Origin of the sequence: Limnohabitans sp. Jir72 (assembly GCF_003063575.1) — a bacterium.
Lineage (GTDB): Bacteria > Pseudomonadota > Gammaproteobacteria > Burkholderiales > Burkholderiaceae_C > Limnohabitans_A.
Window position 1 is genome coordinate 208,682 of record NZ_NESC01000004.1, and the last position, 12,985, is coordinate 221,666.

14 protein-coding genes are annotated in these 12,985 nt (G+C 60.5%); 9 read left to right on the forward strand and 5 right to left on the reverse strand.

Annotated elements, in window-relative coordinates; all coding sequences use genetic code 11:
• The first annotated feature begins 6 nt into the window (after positions 1 to 6).
• The 4 genes from ugpA (at position 7) to ugpQ (ending at position 3,610) form a co-directional block, all read left to right on the forward strand.
• A complete protein-coding gene (ugpA, locus tag B9Z52_RS07395) occupies positions 7 to 894 on the forward strand; it encodes a sn-glycerol-3-phosphate ABC transporter permease UgpA (protein WP_108413197.1) in 888 nt (295 codons plus the stop codon).
• The gene (gene ugpE, locus B9Z52_RS07400; RefSeq protein ID WP_108413198.1) at positions 894 to 1,745 is read left to right on the forward strand and encodes a sn-glycerol-3-phosphate ABC transporter permease UgpE; all 852 of its coding nucleotides are present in this window, start codon (positions 894 to 896) and stop codon (positions 1,743 to 1,745) included. The genes ugpA and ugpE overlap by 1 nt, the downstream gene beginning before the upstream one ends.
• Positions 1,746 to 1,855: 110 nt before the next feature.
• Positions 1,856 to 2,866: a sn-glycerol-3-phosphate ABC transporter ATP-binding protein UgpC gene (ugpC, locus tag B9Z52_RS07405; protein WP_108413199.1), complete on the forward strand. Its 1,011-nt coding sequence runs from the start codon at positions 1,856 to 1,858 to the stop codon at positions 2,864 to 2,866.
• Between the two features lie 9 nt (positions 2,867 to 2,875).
• On the forward strand, positions 2,876 to 3,610 hold the full coding sequence (gene ugpQ, locus B9Z52_RS07410) for a glycerophosphodiester phosphodiesterase (RefSeq protein ID WP_108413200.1): 735 nt from the start codon (positions 2,876 to 2,878) through the stop codon (positions 3,608 to 3,610).
• A gap of 3 nt (positions 3,611 to 3,613) precedes the next feature.
• Here ugpQ and B9Z52_RS07415 read toward each other — a convergent pair whose 3' ends face one another.
• Complete coding sequence (locus B9Z52_RS07415) at positions 3,614 to 3,889, reverse strand: hypothetical protein (RefSeq protein ID WP_108413201.1); 276 nt, start codon at positions 3,887 to 3,889, stop codon at positions 3,614 to 3,616.
• A 113-nt stretch (positions 3,890 to 4,002) separates the two neighbouring features.
• Between B9Z52_RS07415 and hemA the strand changes: the two genes are divergently transcribed.
• From hemA to B9Z52_RS07435, 4 genes are all read left to right on the forward strand, one after another.
• Positions 4,003 to 5,274, forward strand: coding sequence for a glutamyl-tRNA reductase (gene hemA / locus B9Z52_RS07420; protein ID WP_108413202.1), 1,272 nt, complete (start codon positions 4,003 to 4,005; stop codon positions 5,272 to 5,274).
• Positions 5,275 to 5,392: 118 nt separating this feature from the next.
• Positions 5,393 to 6,481, forward strand: a complete 1,089-nt coding sequence (gene prfA / locus B9Z52_RS07425; RefSeq protein WP_108413203.1) for a peptide chain release factor 1 — start codon at positions 5,393 to 5,395, stop codon at positions 6,479 to 6,481.
• Complete coding sequence (gene prmC / locus B9Z52_RS07430; RefSeq protein ID WP_108413204.1) at positions 6,481 to 7,320, forward strand: peptide chain release factor N(5)-glutamine methyltransferase; 840 nt, start codon at positions 6,481 to 6,483, stop codon at positions 7,318 to 7,320. Before prfA ends, prmC begins: the two co-directional genes overlap by 1 nt.
• 69 nt (positions 7,321 to 7,389) lie before the next feature.
• Positions 7,390 to 9,201, forward strand: a complete 1,812-nt coding sequence (locus tag B9Z52_RS07435; protein WP_108413205.1) for an NAD(P)/FAD-dependent oxidoreductase — start codon at positions 7,390 to 7,392, stop codon at positions 9,199 to 9,201.
• Here B9Z52_RS07435 and B9Z52_RS07440 read toward each other — a convergent pair.
• On the reverse strand, positions 9,161 to 9,850 hold the full coding sequence (locus B9Z52_RS07440; protein ID WP_146182804.1) for a hypothetical protein: 690 nt from the start codon (positions 9,848 to 9,850) through the stop codon (positions 9,161 to 9,163). The genes B9Z52_RS07435 and B9Z52_RS07440 overlap by 41 nt on opposite strands.
• A gap of 328 nt (positions 9,851 to 10,178) precedes the next feature.
• On the opposite strand from B9Z52_RS07440, the gene B9Z52_RS07445 reads away from it, so the two are divergent.
• Positions 10,179 to 10,736 carry a Crp/Fnr family transcriptional regulator gene (locus B9Z52_RS07445; RefSeq protein ID WP_158270521.1) on the forward strand — a complete coding sequence of 186 codons (558 nt, stop codon included), beginning with the start codon at positions 10,179 to 10,181 and terminating at the stop codon, positions 10,734 to 10,736.
• Between the two features lie 24 nt (positions 10,737 to 10,760).
• Here B9Z52_RS07445 and B9Z52_RS07450 read toward each other — a convergent pair whose 3' ends face one another.
• From B9Z52_RS07450 to B9Z52_RS07460, 3 genes are all read right to left on the reverse strand, one after another.
• A complete protein-coding gene (locus tag B9Z52_RS07450) occupies positions 10,761 to 11,405 on the reverse strand; it encodes a response regulator transcription factor (protein WP_108413310.1) in 645 nt (214 codons plus the stop codon).
• A 196-nt stretch (positions 11,406 to 11,601) separates the two neighbouring features.
• On the reverse strand, positions 11,602 to 11,895 hold the full coding sequence (locus B9Z52_RS07455) for a hypothetical protein (protein WP_233251868.1): 294 nt from the start codon (positions 11,893 to 11,895) through the stop codon (positions 11,602 to 11,604).
• 45 nt (positions 11,896 to 11,940) lie between these two features.
• A complete protein-coding gene (locus tag B9Z52_RS07460; RefSeq protein ID WP_108413311.1) occupies positions 11,941 to 12,576 on the reverse strand; it encodes a response regulator transcription factor in 636 nt (211 codons plus the stop codon).
• Positions 12,577 to 12,985: the final 409 nt, after the last annotated feature.

Here is a 12,985-nt window from a genome sequence, read left to right on the forward strand (position 1 = left end):
CCCGTTTTGGCTGCCGAAAAACGCATCGTCTTTCGCTCGACCTGGCTGCCTTGGGTGCTGATCGCACCCCAGGTGCTCATCATCAGCGTCTTCTTTTTCTGGCCTGCGGGCCAGGCTTTGCTGCAATCGTTCCAGCAGTCGGACCCCTTTGGCACCTCGGTCGAATGGGTGGGTCTGGAGAACTTCGTCAACCTCTGGAACGATGAAACCTATTTGGCTTCTTTTGGCACCACCGCGATTTTCTCGGGGCTGGTGGCCAGTCTGGGCATGACCATCTCTTTGGTGCTGGCTTATTTTGCCGACCGCGTGGTACGGGGCTCCACCTTCTACCGCACCTTGCTGATCTGGCCCTATGCCGTGGCCCCGGCCGTGGCGGGCGTGGTCTGGTTGTTTTTGTTTTCGCCCAGCATTGGGGTCGTCTCATACGCACTGAACCAATGGGGTTTTGAGTGGAACGCGCTGCTCAACAGCCGCCACGCGATGGCATTGGTGGTCATGGCCGCCGTCTGGAAACAACTGTCCTACAACTTTCTGTTTTTCCTGGCCGGACTGCAAAGCATTCCCAAATCGCTGATCGAAGCCGCCGCCATCGACGGCGCGGGGCCATGGAAGCGGTTCTGGACCATCCAGTTCCCGCTCTTGTCACCCACCAGCTTCTTCCTGCTGGTGATCAACGTGGTCTATGCCTTTTTTGACACCTTTGGCATCGTTGACGCGGCTACCAAAGGCGGCCCCGGCAAGGACACAGCCATTTTGGTCTACAAGGTCTACTTCGATGGCTTCAAAGCAATGGACTTGGGCGGCTCGGCTGCACAGTCGGTGGTGCTGATGGTCATCGTGGTGGCGCTCACGGTGGTGCAGTTCCGCTTTGTCGAGAAAAAAGTGAACTACTGATGATTGAGCGCAACCGATTCCTCGACATCGTCTCGCACGCGGTGCTGATCGTAGGCGTGATGGTGGTGGCTTTTCCGGTCTATGTGACCTTTGTGGCCTCCACCCACACCATGGAAGAAGTGGTCAAGGCGCCCATGTCGCTGTGGCCCGGATCGCACCTGATCGAGAACTACAAGGCCGCTTTGCTGGGTGACCGCATCGGCATGGGCTCAACGGCCGCCGTGGGACCGATGATGTTCGTCAGCCTGGTCTGCGCCCTGACCATTGCCCTTGGCAAGATCGCCATGTCGCTGCTGTCGGCCTTTGCCATCGTGTACTTCCGCTTTCCGTTCCGCATGGCCGTCTTCTGGGGCATCTTCATCACCCTGATGCTGCCGGTCGAAGTGCGCATTGGCCCCACCTACAAGGTCGTGTCAGACCTGGGCATGCTCAACAGCTATGCGGGCCTGACGGTGCCTTTGATCGCCTCGGCCACGGCCACGTTTTTATTCCGTCAGTTCTTTTTGACCGTGCCCGATGAACTGGTCGAAGCCGCCCGCATGGACGGCGCGGGGCCGATGCGCTTTTTCAAGGACGTGCTGGTGCCGCTGTCGGCCACCAGCATGGCAGCGCTGTTCGTGATCCAGTTCATCTATGGCTGGAACCAGTACCTCTGGCCGCTTTTGGTCACCACCGAAGAAAACATGTACCCGGTGGTGATTGGCATCAAACGCATGATCTCGGGCGGCGACGCCCAGACCGAGTGGCACATCGTCATGGCCACGGCCATGCTGGCCATGATCCCGCCTGCGGCGGTGGTCATGCTGATGCAAAAATGGTTCGTCAAGGGCCTGGTTGATACGGAGAAATAAATACACCGGGGACAGACCACTGCGAAGCGGTGCTCTGTCCCCGTCAAATTAGTAACCCGGAGACAGACCCATGCGAAGCGTTGCTCTGTCCCCGTCTGATTAAAAAATCCATGGCCTCCATCACCCTTTCCCACATCCTCAAAACCTATGGCGCGGGCGCCAAGGCCAACACCGTCATCCACGACCTGAGCGCCAGCATCGCCGATGGCGAATTCGTGGTCATCGTCGGGCCGTCCGGCTGCGGCAAGTCCACCCTGCTCCGCATGGTGGCGGGCCTGGAAGACATCTCGGGCGGCACCATTTCAATTGGTGAGCGTGTGGTCAACGAGCTGGAACCCGCCGAGCGTGACATCGCCATGGTGTTTCAGAACTACGCGCTGTACCCGCACATGAGCGTGTTCGACAACATGGCCTATGGCCTGAAGATCGCCAAGCGCCCCATCGAAGAGATCAAGGCCCGCGTGGACAAGGCGGCGAGCATCCTCGAATTGAGCCACTTGCTGCAACGCAAACCCCGCGAGTTGTCCGGTGGCCAGCGCCAGCGCGTGGCCATGGGCCGCGCCATTGTGCGCCAGCCGCAGGTGTTTTTGTTTGACGAGCCGCTGTCGAATCTGGACGCCAAGCTGCGCGCCCAGACCCGGCTGGAGATTCAAAAACTGCACCGCGAATTGGGCATCACCAGCCTGTTTGTCACGCACGACCAGGTCGAAGCCATGACGCTGGCCCAGCGCATGATCGTGATGAACGGTGGCCACATGGAGCAATTTGGCACGCCCGAAGAGGTCTACAACCGCCCGGCCAGCACCTTTGTGGCCAGTTTCATCGGATCGCCGCCCATGAACCTGCTCAAGCACGCGCCGGGCACGCCCGCAGGGCAAATCATGGGCATCCGCCCCGAGCACCTGGACATCACGCCATCTGGTGGTTGGATGCTGTCTGTGGACACGGTGGAACTGCTGGGCGCCGAGCGTCTGGTGCACGCCCGCTTAGGAGATGAAACACTCACCTTGCGGCTGGACGAGTCGCTGCCCGCGCCGCAACCGGGCACCACCTTCTGCGCCACGCCCCGCGCCGACCGCGTGCACTGGTTTGACGCGCAGACCCAAAAACGCATCGCCTGAACGGGTCCCATGAAACCCTGGCCCTACCCGCGCTGGATCGCCCACCGGGGCGCTGGCAAACTCGCCCCCGAAAACACGCTGGCCGCCTTTCGGCTTGGGTCTGAGCACGGCTACCGCATGTTCGAGTGCGATGCCAAACTCAGCGCCGACGGTGTGGTGTTTCTGATGCACGACGCCACACTGGAACGCACCACCAACGGCCAAGGCATCGGCGGCGAACAAGCCTGGCAGACGCTCTCGCAGCTGGATGCAGGCCGCTGGCATTCCCGTGCCTTTGCGGGCGAGCCCCTGGCCACTCTGGAAGGTCTGGCCCGTTTTTGCCTGGCCAACCGTTGCCTGCTCAACATCGAGATCAAACCCACCCCGGGCACCGAAGCCGCCACCGGCGAAGCTGTGGCCCGCCTCGCAGCCCAGCTGTGGCAAGGGGCCGAGGTGCCGCCACTCTTGACCTCGTTCAAGCCCGACGCGCTGGCGGCAGCCCAAGCGGTCGCGCCCGAACTGCCCCGCGGCCTGCTGGTCGATACCTTGTGGGACGGCTGGTTGGAAAAAGCCCTGGCACTCCATTGTGTGGCCGTGGTCGCCCACTACGCCCTGTGGGACGCCACCACCGTGGCCCAAGTCAAGGGCGCAGGCCTGCGTTGCCTGAGCTATACCGTCAACGACGAATGGGCGGCTCAGCACCTGCTGGCCTTGGGCACCGACGGCATCATCACGGACAGGGTGGACCTGTTCAGCCCAGCCTGAGCCTTATTTGCGGCTCCAGCCCCGGTGCATGGCCCACTCGGCTGTCGCGGCGACCAGCACCAGCGCCATGTAGGTGCTCATTTTTCCGTCATGGCCTTGCAAGACCAAACCTGCCACCAGCACCAGCACGCCCGCCAAGGCATGCACAGCCCTGCGCCGTCGCACAGGCCAGCCGCCTGAGCCCATCACCCAGCGCCCGGCCCAGGGCATCAGCACGGCCATGGCCAGCGCGGGCAGTACAAAGTTCAGCAGATGCAAGATGAGTAACCAGACAGTCATGGGCGCTTGAAACAGGTCTAAGTTCGCGTCACGCCGTGTGACGCAAGCGACTCGATTGTGCCCTGAAAGCCCCCCAGGTCGGGCCGCGCAAAGGGGGTTTCTATAATCAGCACATGGCTGTCTGGACCCTCGGTTTGAACCACACGACTGCGCCGCTCGATTTGCGCGGCCGGTTTGCGTTCGCCGTGGACCAGCTGGCCCCCACTTTGCAGGGTTTGCGCAGCGATCTGGCCCAGCGCACCGACCAGACGCCCGAAGCGGCGATCTTGTCCACTTGCAACCGCACCGAGATTTATTGCGCCGCCGATCAAGCCGCCACCGCCGACACCTTGCGTTGGCTGGCCCAAGCCGGTGGCGTATCGGCACAAGAACTCCAATCGCACACCTATCTGCTCGAAGGCAACGAGGCTGCGCGGCACGCCTTCCGGGTGGCCAGCGGACTCGACTCGATGGTCTTGGGCGAAGCCCAGATCCTGGGGCAACTGAAAGACGCGGTGCGTGCCGCAGAACAAGCGGGGGCTTTGGGCAGCACCCTCAACCAGCTGTTTCAACGCACCTTTGCCGTGGCCAAGGAAGTGCGCACCGCCACCGAAATCGGAGCCCACTCGATCAGCATGGCCGCTGCCTCGGTGCGCCTGGCCAGCCAGCTGTTTGAAAACCTTAGGGACATCAAGGTGCTGTTTGTCGGTGCGGGCGAGATGATCGAGTTGGTGGTGACCCACTTTGCCGCCAAACAACCGCACAGCATGACCATTGCCAACCGCAGCCTGGAACGCGGCGAAAAGCTGGCCAACCGTTTTGGCGCGCAAGTGATGCAACTGTCCCAGCTGCCCGATCGCCTGCACGAGTTCGACGCCGTGATCAGCTGCACCGCCAGCACCTTGCCCCTGATCGGTCTGGGCGCGGTAGAGCGGGCATTGAAGAAGCGCAAGCACCGCCCCATGTTCATGGTCGACCTGGCCGTGCCGCGTGACATCGAGCCCGAAGTCAAAGCGCTCCAAGACGTTTACCTCTACACCGTGGACGACTTGGCCAGTGTGGTGCAAGCGGGCCAGGCCCAACGCCAGGCGGCAGTGGCCGAGGCCGAAGTGATCATCGACGCCGGCGTGCAAAGCTTCAGCCACTGGCTGGGCCAGCGCGACAGCGTGCCGCTGATCCAGCAACTGCACCAACAAGCCGACAACTGGCGCGAAGCCGAATTGGCCCGTGCCCGCAAGCTGCTGGCCAAAGGCGAGTCACCTGAAGCCGTGCTGGAAGCCCTGGCCAAAGGCCTGACCCAAAAAATGCTGCACGGCACCCTGGCTGACCTGCGCAGCGCCGACGCTGCCCACCGCGAGCAGACCATGCAAGCGGTGCAGCGCCTGTTTTTGCGGCAAGAGCGTTAGCGTTGCCGGTCGGCGCTTGAACACCGACAAGATCCCACTATCCTCGCAGGTCGGAGCTTCAGCTCCGACACCTGGCGCAAGTCGGAGCTGAAGCTCCGAGCTACAACACTTTGGTCGCATGAAACCCTTCCTCATCCAACAACTCGAACGCTACGCCCTGCGGCTGACCGAGCTGGACTTTTTGCTGTCCCGCGAGGACATCATGGGCGACATGACCCAGTTCCTGAAGCTCTCGCGCGAGCATGCCGAGGTCAGCGCCGTGGCCTCGCGCTTTGCCCGCTTTCAGCAGCGCACAGCCGATCTGAGCGCCGCCCAAGCCATGCTCGATGACGCCGACCTGCGCGAGATGGCCGAAGAAGAAATCGCCAGCGCCAGCGCCGAGTTGCAAACGCTGGAGGCCGAATTGCAGCGCATGCTGCTGCCCAAAGATCCAGACGACGCCCGCCCGGCTTTTGTGGAAATCCGCGCAGGCACCGGTGGTGACGAGTCGGCGCTGTTTGCGGGCGACTTGCTGCGCATGTACACCCGCTATGCCGAAAGCCAAGGCTGGAAGTGCGAGATCGTGTCTGAATCGGTGAGCGAGCTGGGCGGCTACAAAGAAGTGGTGGTGCGCATCGAAGGCGACACCGTTTACGGCGCACTCAAGTTCGAGTCCGGCGGCCACCGGGTGCAGCGCGTGCCCGCCACCGAGACACAAGGTCGCATCCACACCAGCGCCTGCACCGTGGCGGTGCTGGCCGAGCCGGACGAAGCCGAGGCGATCAAGATCAACCCCTCGGACTTGCGCATCGACACCTACCGCGCCAGCGGTGCGGGCGGACAGCACATCAACAAAACCGACTCGGCCGTGCGCATCACCCACTTGCCCACGGGCATCGTGGCCGAATGCCAGGACGGCCGCAGCCAGCACAGCAACAAGGCCCAGGCCCTGAAGGTGCTGACGGCCCGCATCCAGGAAAAAGACCGGGCCGAACGCGCTGCCAAAGACGCGGCCGAACGCAAAAGCCTGATCGGCAGCGGCGACCGCTCGGACCGCATCCGCACTTACAACTTTCCGCAAGGCCGCTTGACCGACCACCGCATCAACCTCACGCTGTACAAACTGCTCACCATCATGGAAGGCGATTTGAAAGACGTGGTCGATGCGCTGCAGGCTTACGAAGCCGCAGAACAACTGGCCGCGCTGGAGATCGGGGCCACCACCTGATGAACACCCCCACACTGACCGAATGCCTGAACCAGGCACACACACAGGGCATGGCCCGGGTCGATGCGCAGATGCTGCTGCTGCACAGCTTGGGCCGCCCCCTGCATGACCGCGCCTGGCTGCTGAGCCACGACAACGACGCCTTAACGCCCACGCAACATGCCACTTGGCAAGCTGCGCTGCACCGCCGCCTGAGCGGCGAGCCTGTGGCCTACATCACCGGTCGCAAAGATTTTTTTGGTTTAACGCTGTCGGTGGATGCCCGCGTGCTGGACCCGCGCCCCGACACCGAAACCCTGGTGGAATGGGCACTGGCGGTGCTGCCCGCCACGCCCGCCCCACAGGGCTTGCGCGTGCTGGACCTGGGCACCGGCAGCGGTGCGGTGGCCTTGGCGCTGCAACACGCCCGCCCCGATGCACAGGTGTGGGCCGTAGACGCCAGCGAAGACGCTCTGGCCGTGGCCCGAGCCAACGCCCAGCGCTTGAACTTGCCGGTGCAGTTTGTGCTGAGTGACTGGCTGGCCGCTGTGCCCGGGGTGTTCGATCTGATTGCCTCCAACCCGCCTTATGTGGCCGCTGGCGACCCGCACCTGGCCGCACTGACGCACGAGCCCCTGCAAGCCCTGACCAGCGGGGCCGATGGCCTGGCGGACATCCGCCAGATCATCGCGCAAGCCTCCAGCCACCTGGCCCCAGGCAGTTGGCTGCTGCTGGAACACGGCTGGGACCAGGCCACCGCCGTGCAGGGCCTGCTGAGACAAGCCGGATTCACCGATGTGCAGTCACGCCAAGATCTGGCCGGGGTGGACCGCTGCACAGGCGGGCGGTTGACTTTGTGAACAGCCAAACAGGCCCGGCCGCAACGGGGATAATCAGGGCTTCTTGCTTGATAACCACAAGCCACGACCATGATCCGAATTTCTGAACTCAAACTCCCCCTCTCGGCCCTGCCAGTGCAAGCGCGCCGCGCTGCAGACGCCCCGTCTGAAACCGACGAGGACCGCATTCCACCGCCCCACCCCGAAGCGGCTTTGCGCCAACTGGCCGCCAAAGCCTTGGGACTCGGCGAGTCCGACATCGCCACGCTGCACGTTTTCAAACGCAGCTTCGATGCCCGCAAGGCCGAGCTGCTGGCGGTGTTCATCGTGGACATCACATTGAGCGATGCGTCTGCGCAAACCGCGCTGCTGCAACAGTTCGAGAAGAACCCGCACATCCAGCCCACACCCGACATGACTTGGCACCCGCCTCGCCATGCCCGCGCAGACTTTGGCACGCACGACGGCGAGCGCCCCGTGGTGGTGGGCTTTGGCCCTTGCGGCATGTTCGCGGCGCTGAGCTTGGCGCAAATGGGCTTCAAGCCCATCGTGCTGGAACGCGGCAAACCCGTGCGCGAACGCACCAAGGACACCTGGGGCCTGTGGCGCAAGAAAACGCTCAACCCCGAGAGCAATGTGCAGTTTGGCGAAGGCGGCGCTGGCACCTTCAGTGACGGCAAGCTCTACAGCCAAATCAAAGACCCGCGCCACCTGGGCCGCAAGGTGATGGATGAGTTCGTCAAGGCCGGGGCCCCTGCCGACATCTTGTTTGCCGCGCACCCGCACATCGGCACCTTCAAGCTGGTCAAGGTGGTGGAAAACATCCGCGAGCAAATCAAGGCACTGGGTGGCGAAATCCGATTTGAGCAACGCGTGAACGATGTGCTGCTCACGCCCGCACCAGAGGGTCAACAGGTCAACGGCCTGCAGGTGCTGGACCTGCGCACCGGCCAAAGCCACATCCTGGCCACGCGCCATGTGGTGCTGGCCTTGGGCCACAGCTCGCGCGACACCGTTGTGATGCTGCACCAACGTGGCGTGGCCTTGCAGGCCAAAGCGTTTTCGATTGGTGTGCGCATCGAGCACCCGCAAAGCGTGATCGACCAGGCCCGCTGGGGCCGCCACGCAGGCCACCCCCTGCTGGGCGCTGCCGATTACAAGCTGGTGCACCACGCGCAAAACGGCCGCGCGGTTTACAGCTTTTGCATGTGCCCCGGCGGCACGGTGGTGGCCGCCACCAGCGAGCCCGGCCGCGTGGTCACCAACGGCATGAGCCAGTACTCGCGCAACGAACGCAATGCCAACGCGGGCATGGTGGTGGGCATCGACCCGCCGGACTATCCGCTGGACACCGCCGCCTGGCAAGCGGCCTTTGGCGATGTCGACGGCGCACAGCTGGCGCAAGAAGCCTTGGCCTTGGCACAGCAAAAACCGCCTGCGCCTCACCCGTTGGCGGGCATCGTGCTGCAACGCCAGCTGGAAACGCGTGCCTTTGAAGTGGGCGGTGCCAACTACGAAGCCCCCGGTCAATTGGTGGGCGACTTTCTGGCGCAACGCGCATCGCACAGCTGGGGCAGCGTGGTGCCGTCCTACAAACCCGGCGTCAAGCTGGGGGATCTGGCCGATGTGCTGCCCGACTACGCTGTGGCGGCCATGCGCGAAGCGCTGCCGGTGTTCGGCCGCAAGATCAAAGGCTACGACATGGCCGATGCGGTCATGACTGGCGTAGAAACACGCACCTCTTCACCGCTCAAAATTCCACGAGGCGAAGACTTTCAAAGCCTCAACACGCGTGGTCTGTACCCGGCCGGTGAGGGGGCCAGCTATGCGGGCGGCATTTTGTCTGCCGGTGTGGACGGCATCAAAGTGGCCGAGGCTGTCGCTCAGCAATGTCGTGGATGACCATGGTGTGACACAGGCACGCCACACGCGCCAAGCGCTTGGCATCCAGCACATGGACGCCCGCATCGGACAGGCCAAGCGCCTGGGTGGTTTCTAGCTGGTTCAACGCGATTTGCAGAGCCGACTCTTGTTGGCGCAAGGATGCTGGCAACAAGTCCTGGGGCACCGTCAAGGATGCGCCACCATGCTGCGCCAAACAGACCAAAAGCCAACTGGCCAAACGCTGTGTGGCGTTGTGGTGCTGGGCACAATAAGCCGTTTGTGCCATCTGCTCAATCAGGCCATGGATCACCGAGGTGAGGTACCACACCCATGTGCCATACAGCTTTGTCCCCTGCTTCAGGCTTGACCAATCCAGGCGATAAGCATGGCCAGGCACCATGACCATGGCTTTGATCTTGACGCCCCACAACTCCGAGGGGCCAATGCAGGCATGGTGCCCCACCACGGCCACATCCACTGCATCGTGCACATGGCAGCTTTGCGAAATGGCCAACAAAGCATCCCGAGGAAAGTAAACATACGGATGCTCGGGTGCCAGCGAGAGCGGCCCTTGCGGCAGGAAAACGCTTTCAAGCGATGCACCCTGATCCGATGTCGCTTCCTTGAGCATCAAATTCAGCAGAGAGTTACGAACAAGCCAGGTCAATGCGTTGTCGCCAAGGAAAGACTCGCTCCCTTGACTTTAGTGGTTCTGATATTGTCAGTATTCTATGTTCTGTAACGAACATAAACCAATAAAACTATGACTATGTTGCGAATCATTGCGTCATACAATCTTTGTTGATTCAATACGCGTGATTTTTGCTGGCATCCACGAGCAGCAAGATGCCGCGCCACCAACAGTGTCGCCGGATGATTTTGTGAATTTTTCAACCAACGGCCTCATCTTTCAGCTCTCCGAGAAAGATATCGGCCAACTTCATCAAATCTGTCAGCTTGTTGAGTTGGCCCAAGGTCAACGCCTGAATATGCCGGTGAGTGAAAGCCGTCCGAAGGTCTATTTTTTGCTCGATGCCTGCGTGACGCTTTGGGTCAACAAGGCCATGCAATCGAGTTTGGCCGTGGGGCTCATTGGTTCGGAAGGTGCCGTAGGGCTTGGCTCGGCCTTAGGGCAAAGTACCCAACATTTGCATTTTGAAGTTCAAAAATCAGGTCAGGCCTGGTGCGTAGACGGCCGAGCGCTGCAAGGCCTGTTGCAGACAAACCCGTCTATTTTGCGCGTCATTGCACGCTACCTTTGGCAGATGGCCAACGACATCGCCAGGATGGCCGCTGCCATCCAAAGTGAGGATATCCCCACACGACTGGCCGCCTGGCTGGTGTTGTGCGCCGAGCGCACGCACTCACAACAGCTGAGCCTGACCCATGACCAACTCGCCCACATGCTGGGGGTGCGGCGCGTGAGCATCACCTTGGCCGCCGCCAAACTCAAAGAGCAGGGTATCTTGGACTACAAAAGAGGCACCATCGACATCCTCGACATGGACCGTCTGCTCAAGCTGGCAGACTCCAGCGCACATGTTGGCAAATGAGCCCTGGCAGCGCGCACTGAGGCATCACACCGACACCATCTGGTTGCGGATCGCATAACGCGTCAAATCGGCCACTTTGTGCAGGCCCACCTTGCGCATGATGTTGCGGCGATGAACTTCAACCGTGCTGGGGGCAATCTGCAAATTGCGCGCAATTTCTTTGGAAGAAAAACCATCGGCAATCAAACGCAGCACCTGCTCTTCTCGACCACCCAGATGCGACCGAACGGTGGCTGCACCGTCTCTGGATTGGCGAATCCCCGCCATCATCTCGGTTGCGGCAGACTGGCACAAATAGTCGCGACCTGCAGCAGCAGCTCGGATGGCCGACATCAACTCATCAATGCCACTGGTGGTCGAGACATAACCCTTGGCACCCGCATCCAAAATTTCCATGATCGTGTTGCGATCGGATTCACCAGAATAAACCACAATATTTTGCGGAGAGTCCCGATGTGTCATGCGCTGTATGAGGTCCAGCTCTTGTGTGCCATGGGCATGTATGCCTACCAGCAAGACATGCGGACTGAGCTCTTCACACAAAGCCTGTGTGCCCTGTGTATTTTCCGAAATGCCCACCAGCTGCATATCTGCATGGGTTCTCAAGACTGCAGCGATTCCCTCGGAAACCACTTTGTGCTTGGACGACAATAAAACGCGTATCGACATGCTCAATCCTTCAGCGATCATTTATCAGAATAGGTAGCGATCATCACAACGAGGTAGACAGTCCTTTTATACGTTGCCTTAGGCCATGGCTCAGTCTAGTTCCGCCGAGGTTGAATGAATGTGCGATCCAGTACATAGAGAACAGAAAATGATTCATTCTCTGGATCGGGCCTTGAGGCCAGCCTTCGCCAAACACTCACTGAACCGATGCGCCGCCAATCGAACCATCCCGCATGTCCATGCGTGCATCCATTTGTCCAATTTTTTCACTGATCAGCAAGGCATCTTTCAGATGCTCGTGCGCGTTGAATGCATGGTGCTTGGACAGCTTCACGTGGTGCAAAGCCGCCTTGAATGCACCTGCTTCATGATGGCGATTGGCTTCCTTGTTGCGCTGATAAGCATGCAACAACTCTTCTGACGCACGCCGAAAATGTTCGCTCACGTGCAAGGCATAAGCCGACTCCAAGAACTTGCTGTCATCTGACATGGGACTTCCTTTCAAAGACGGGTTGGCCTGCATCAGCAACACCTTTCACACCAGACCGTGGTCTTGCATCAAACGTTGGAGAGACATGCGACCAGGACAATTGAGCTTTTGGTAAACATGGTGCAGATGCAGCTTGGCGGTGCCTTCGCTGATGAAGAGTTTGGTGGCGATTTTTTTGTTCGGCCAGCCCTCGGTCACCATGCGTGCCACCATCAATTCCCGAGGGGTCAACAAATGCGAGGTTTGCGCATGCTGCTTTTTTTGCGCCAATAAAAGTGACATGGTCTTCAGGGACAAGTCGCGGTCCAGCCACTGACCGCCTTCGTACACCGACTTGATGCAACGCGCCAGAATCTGCTTGGACTTTTCTTTGGACACCAAACCCTGCACCCCCAAATCAATCGCTTGCATGACCTCGCCAATCGAGGCACCGGTGAACACCACGGCACGGGTCTGACTCTCGCAAGCTTGCATGGCCTGCAACAAAGCCAAACCGCTTCTTTGTGTCAGTGACAGGTCCATGACCAAAATATGCGGCTGGTATTGCTGCACAGCTTGCAAAGCCGCATCACCGTTGTCCACGCATGACTTGACCGAGAAATCCGAAGACTCGTGGAACACATGCGTCAAACCATCAAGCATGACGGGATACGGGTCTGCAAGTACCAAATCAATACACATCAGCGTCATCCTTCACAAGCAAATTTCAGGGGATCACTGCGCACAAAACACCATGAACGCCAGCGCTAATATGCAATAAGGATAGGCAAGATATGTGTCCAAAGAAATGCCTTGAATTGGTGACTGGGCTTACTTTCAAACCAGTAGTGCCCGTGCATGCCGCACAGCCAAGATCACATGTGCCAACTCAAACCAGTTGTGGCTCCCTTGGGCCATCTCCATGCCAAGGCACGCGGCTCGCGCGGCCAGGGCCCGACCAATCCAGGGCAAAGACAAGAACAAATATTGCAACTCGCAAGTATGGGTAAAACCCAGCGACTGCGGCCAGATGCCCAGGCAAAAAATAGCCAGCGCTCAGCGCCAAAGTCGGCATGGGTCAAAGCGCCTGGCCGGCACGCCACACACGGCC

Coding starts and splice junctions, on each gene's coding strand:
- B9Z52_RS07450 (WP_108413310.1), bottom strand. CDS start 11,405: ATGTCGATACGCGTTTTATTGTCGTCCAAGCACAAAGTGGTTTCCGAG.
- prfA (WP_108413203.1), top strand. CDS start 5,393: ATGAAACCCTTCCTCATCCAACAACTCGAACGCTACGCCCTGCGGCTG.
- hemA (WP_108413202.1), top strand. CDS start 4,003: ATGGCTGTCTGGACCCTCGGTTTGAACCACACGACTGCGCCGCTCGAT.
- B9Z52_RS07455 (WP_233251868.1), bottom strand. CDS start 11,895: ATGTCAGATGACAGCAAGTTCTTGGAGTCGGCTTATGCCTTGCACGTG.
- ugpE (WP_108413198.1), top strand. CDS start 894: ATGATTGAGCGCAACCGATTCCTCGACATCGTCTCGCACGCGGTGCTG.
- B9Z52_RS07460 (WP_108413311.1), bottom strand. CDS start 12,576: ATGTGTATTGATTTGGTACTTGCAGACCCGTATCCCGTCATGCTTGAT.
- ugpC (WP_108413199.1), top strand. CDS start 1,856: ATGGCCTCCATCACCCTTTCCCACATCCTCAAAACCTATGGCGCGGGC.
- B9Z52_RS07435 (WP_108413205.1), top strand. CDS start 7,390: ATGATCCGAATTTCTGAACTCAAACTCCCCCTCTCGGCCCTGCCAGTG.
- prmC (WP_108413204.1), top strand. CDS start 6,481: ATGAACACCCCCACACTGACCGAATGCCTGAACCAGGCACACACACAG.
- B9Z52_RS07415 (WP_108413201.1), bottom strand. CDS start 3,889: ATGACTGTCTGGTTACTCATCTTGCATCTGCTGAACTTTGTACTGCCC.
- ugpQ (WP_108413200.1), top strand. CDS start 2,876: ATGAAACCCTGGCCCTACCCGCGCTGGATCGCCCACCGGGGCGCTGGC.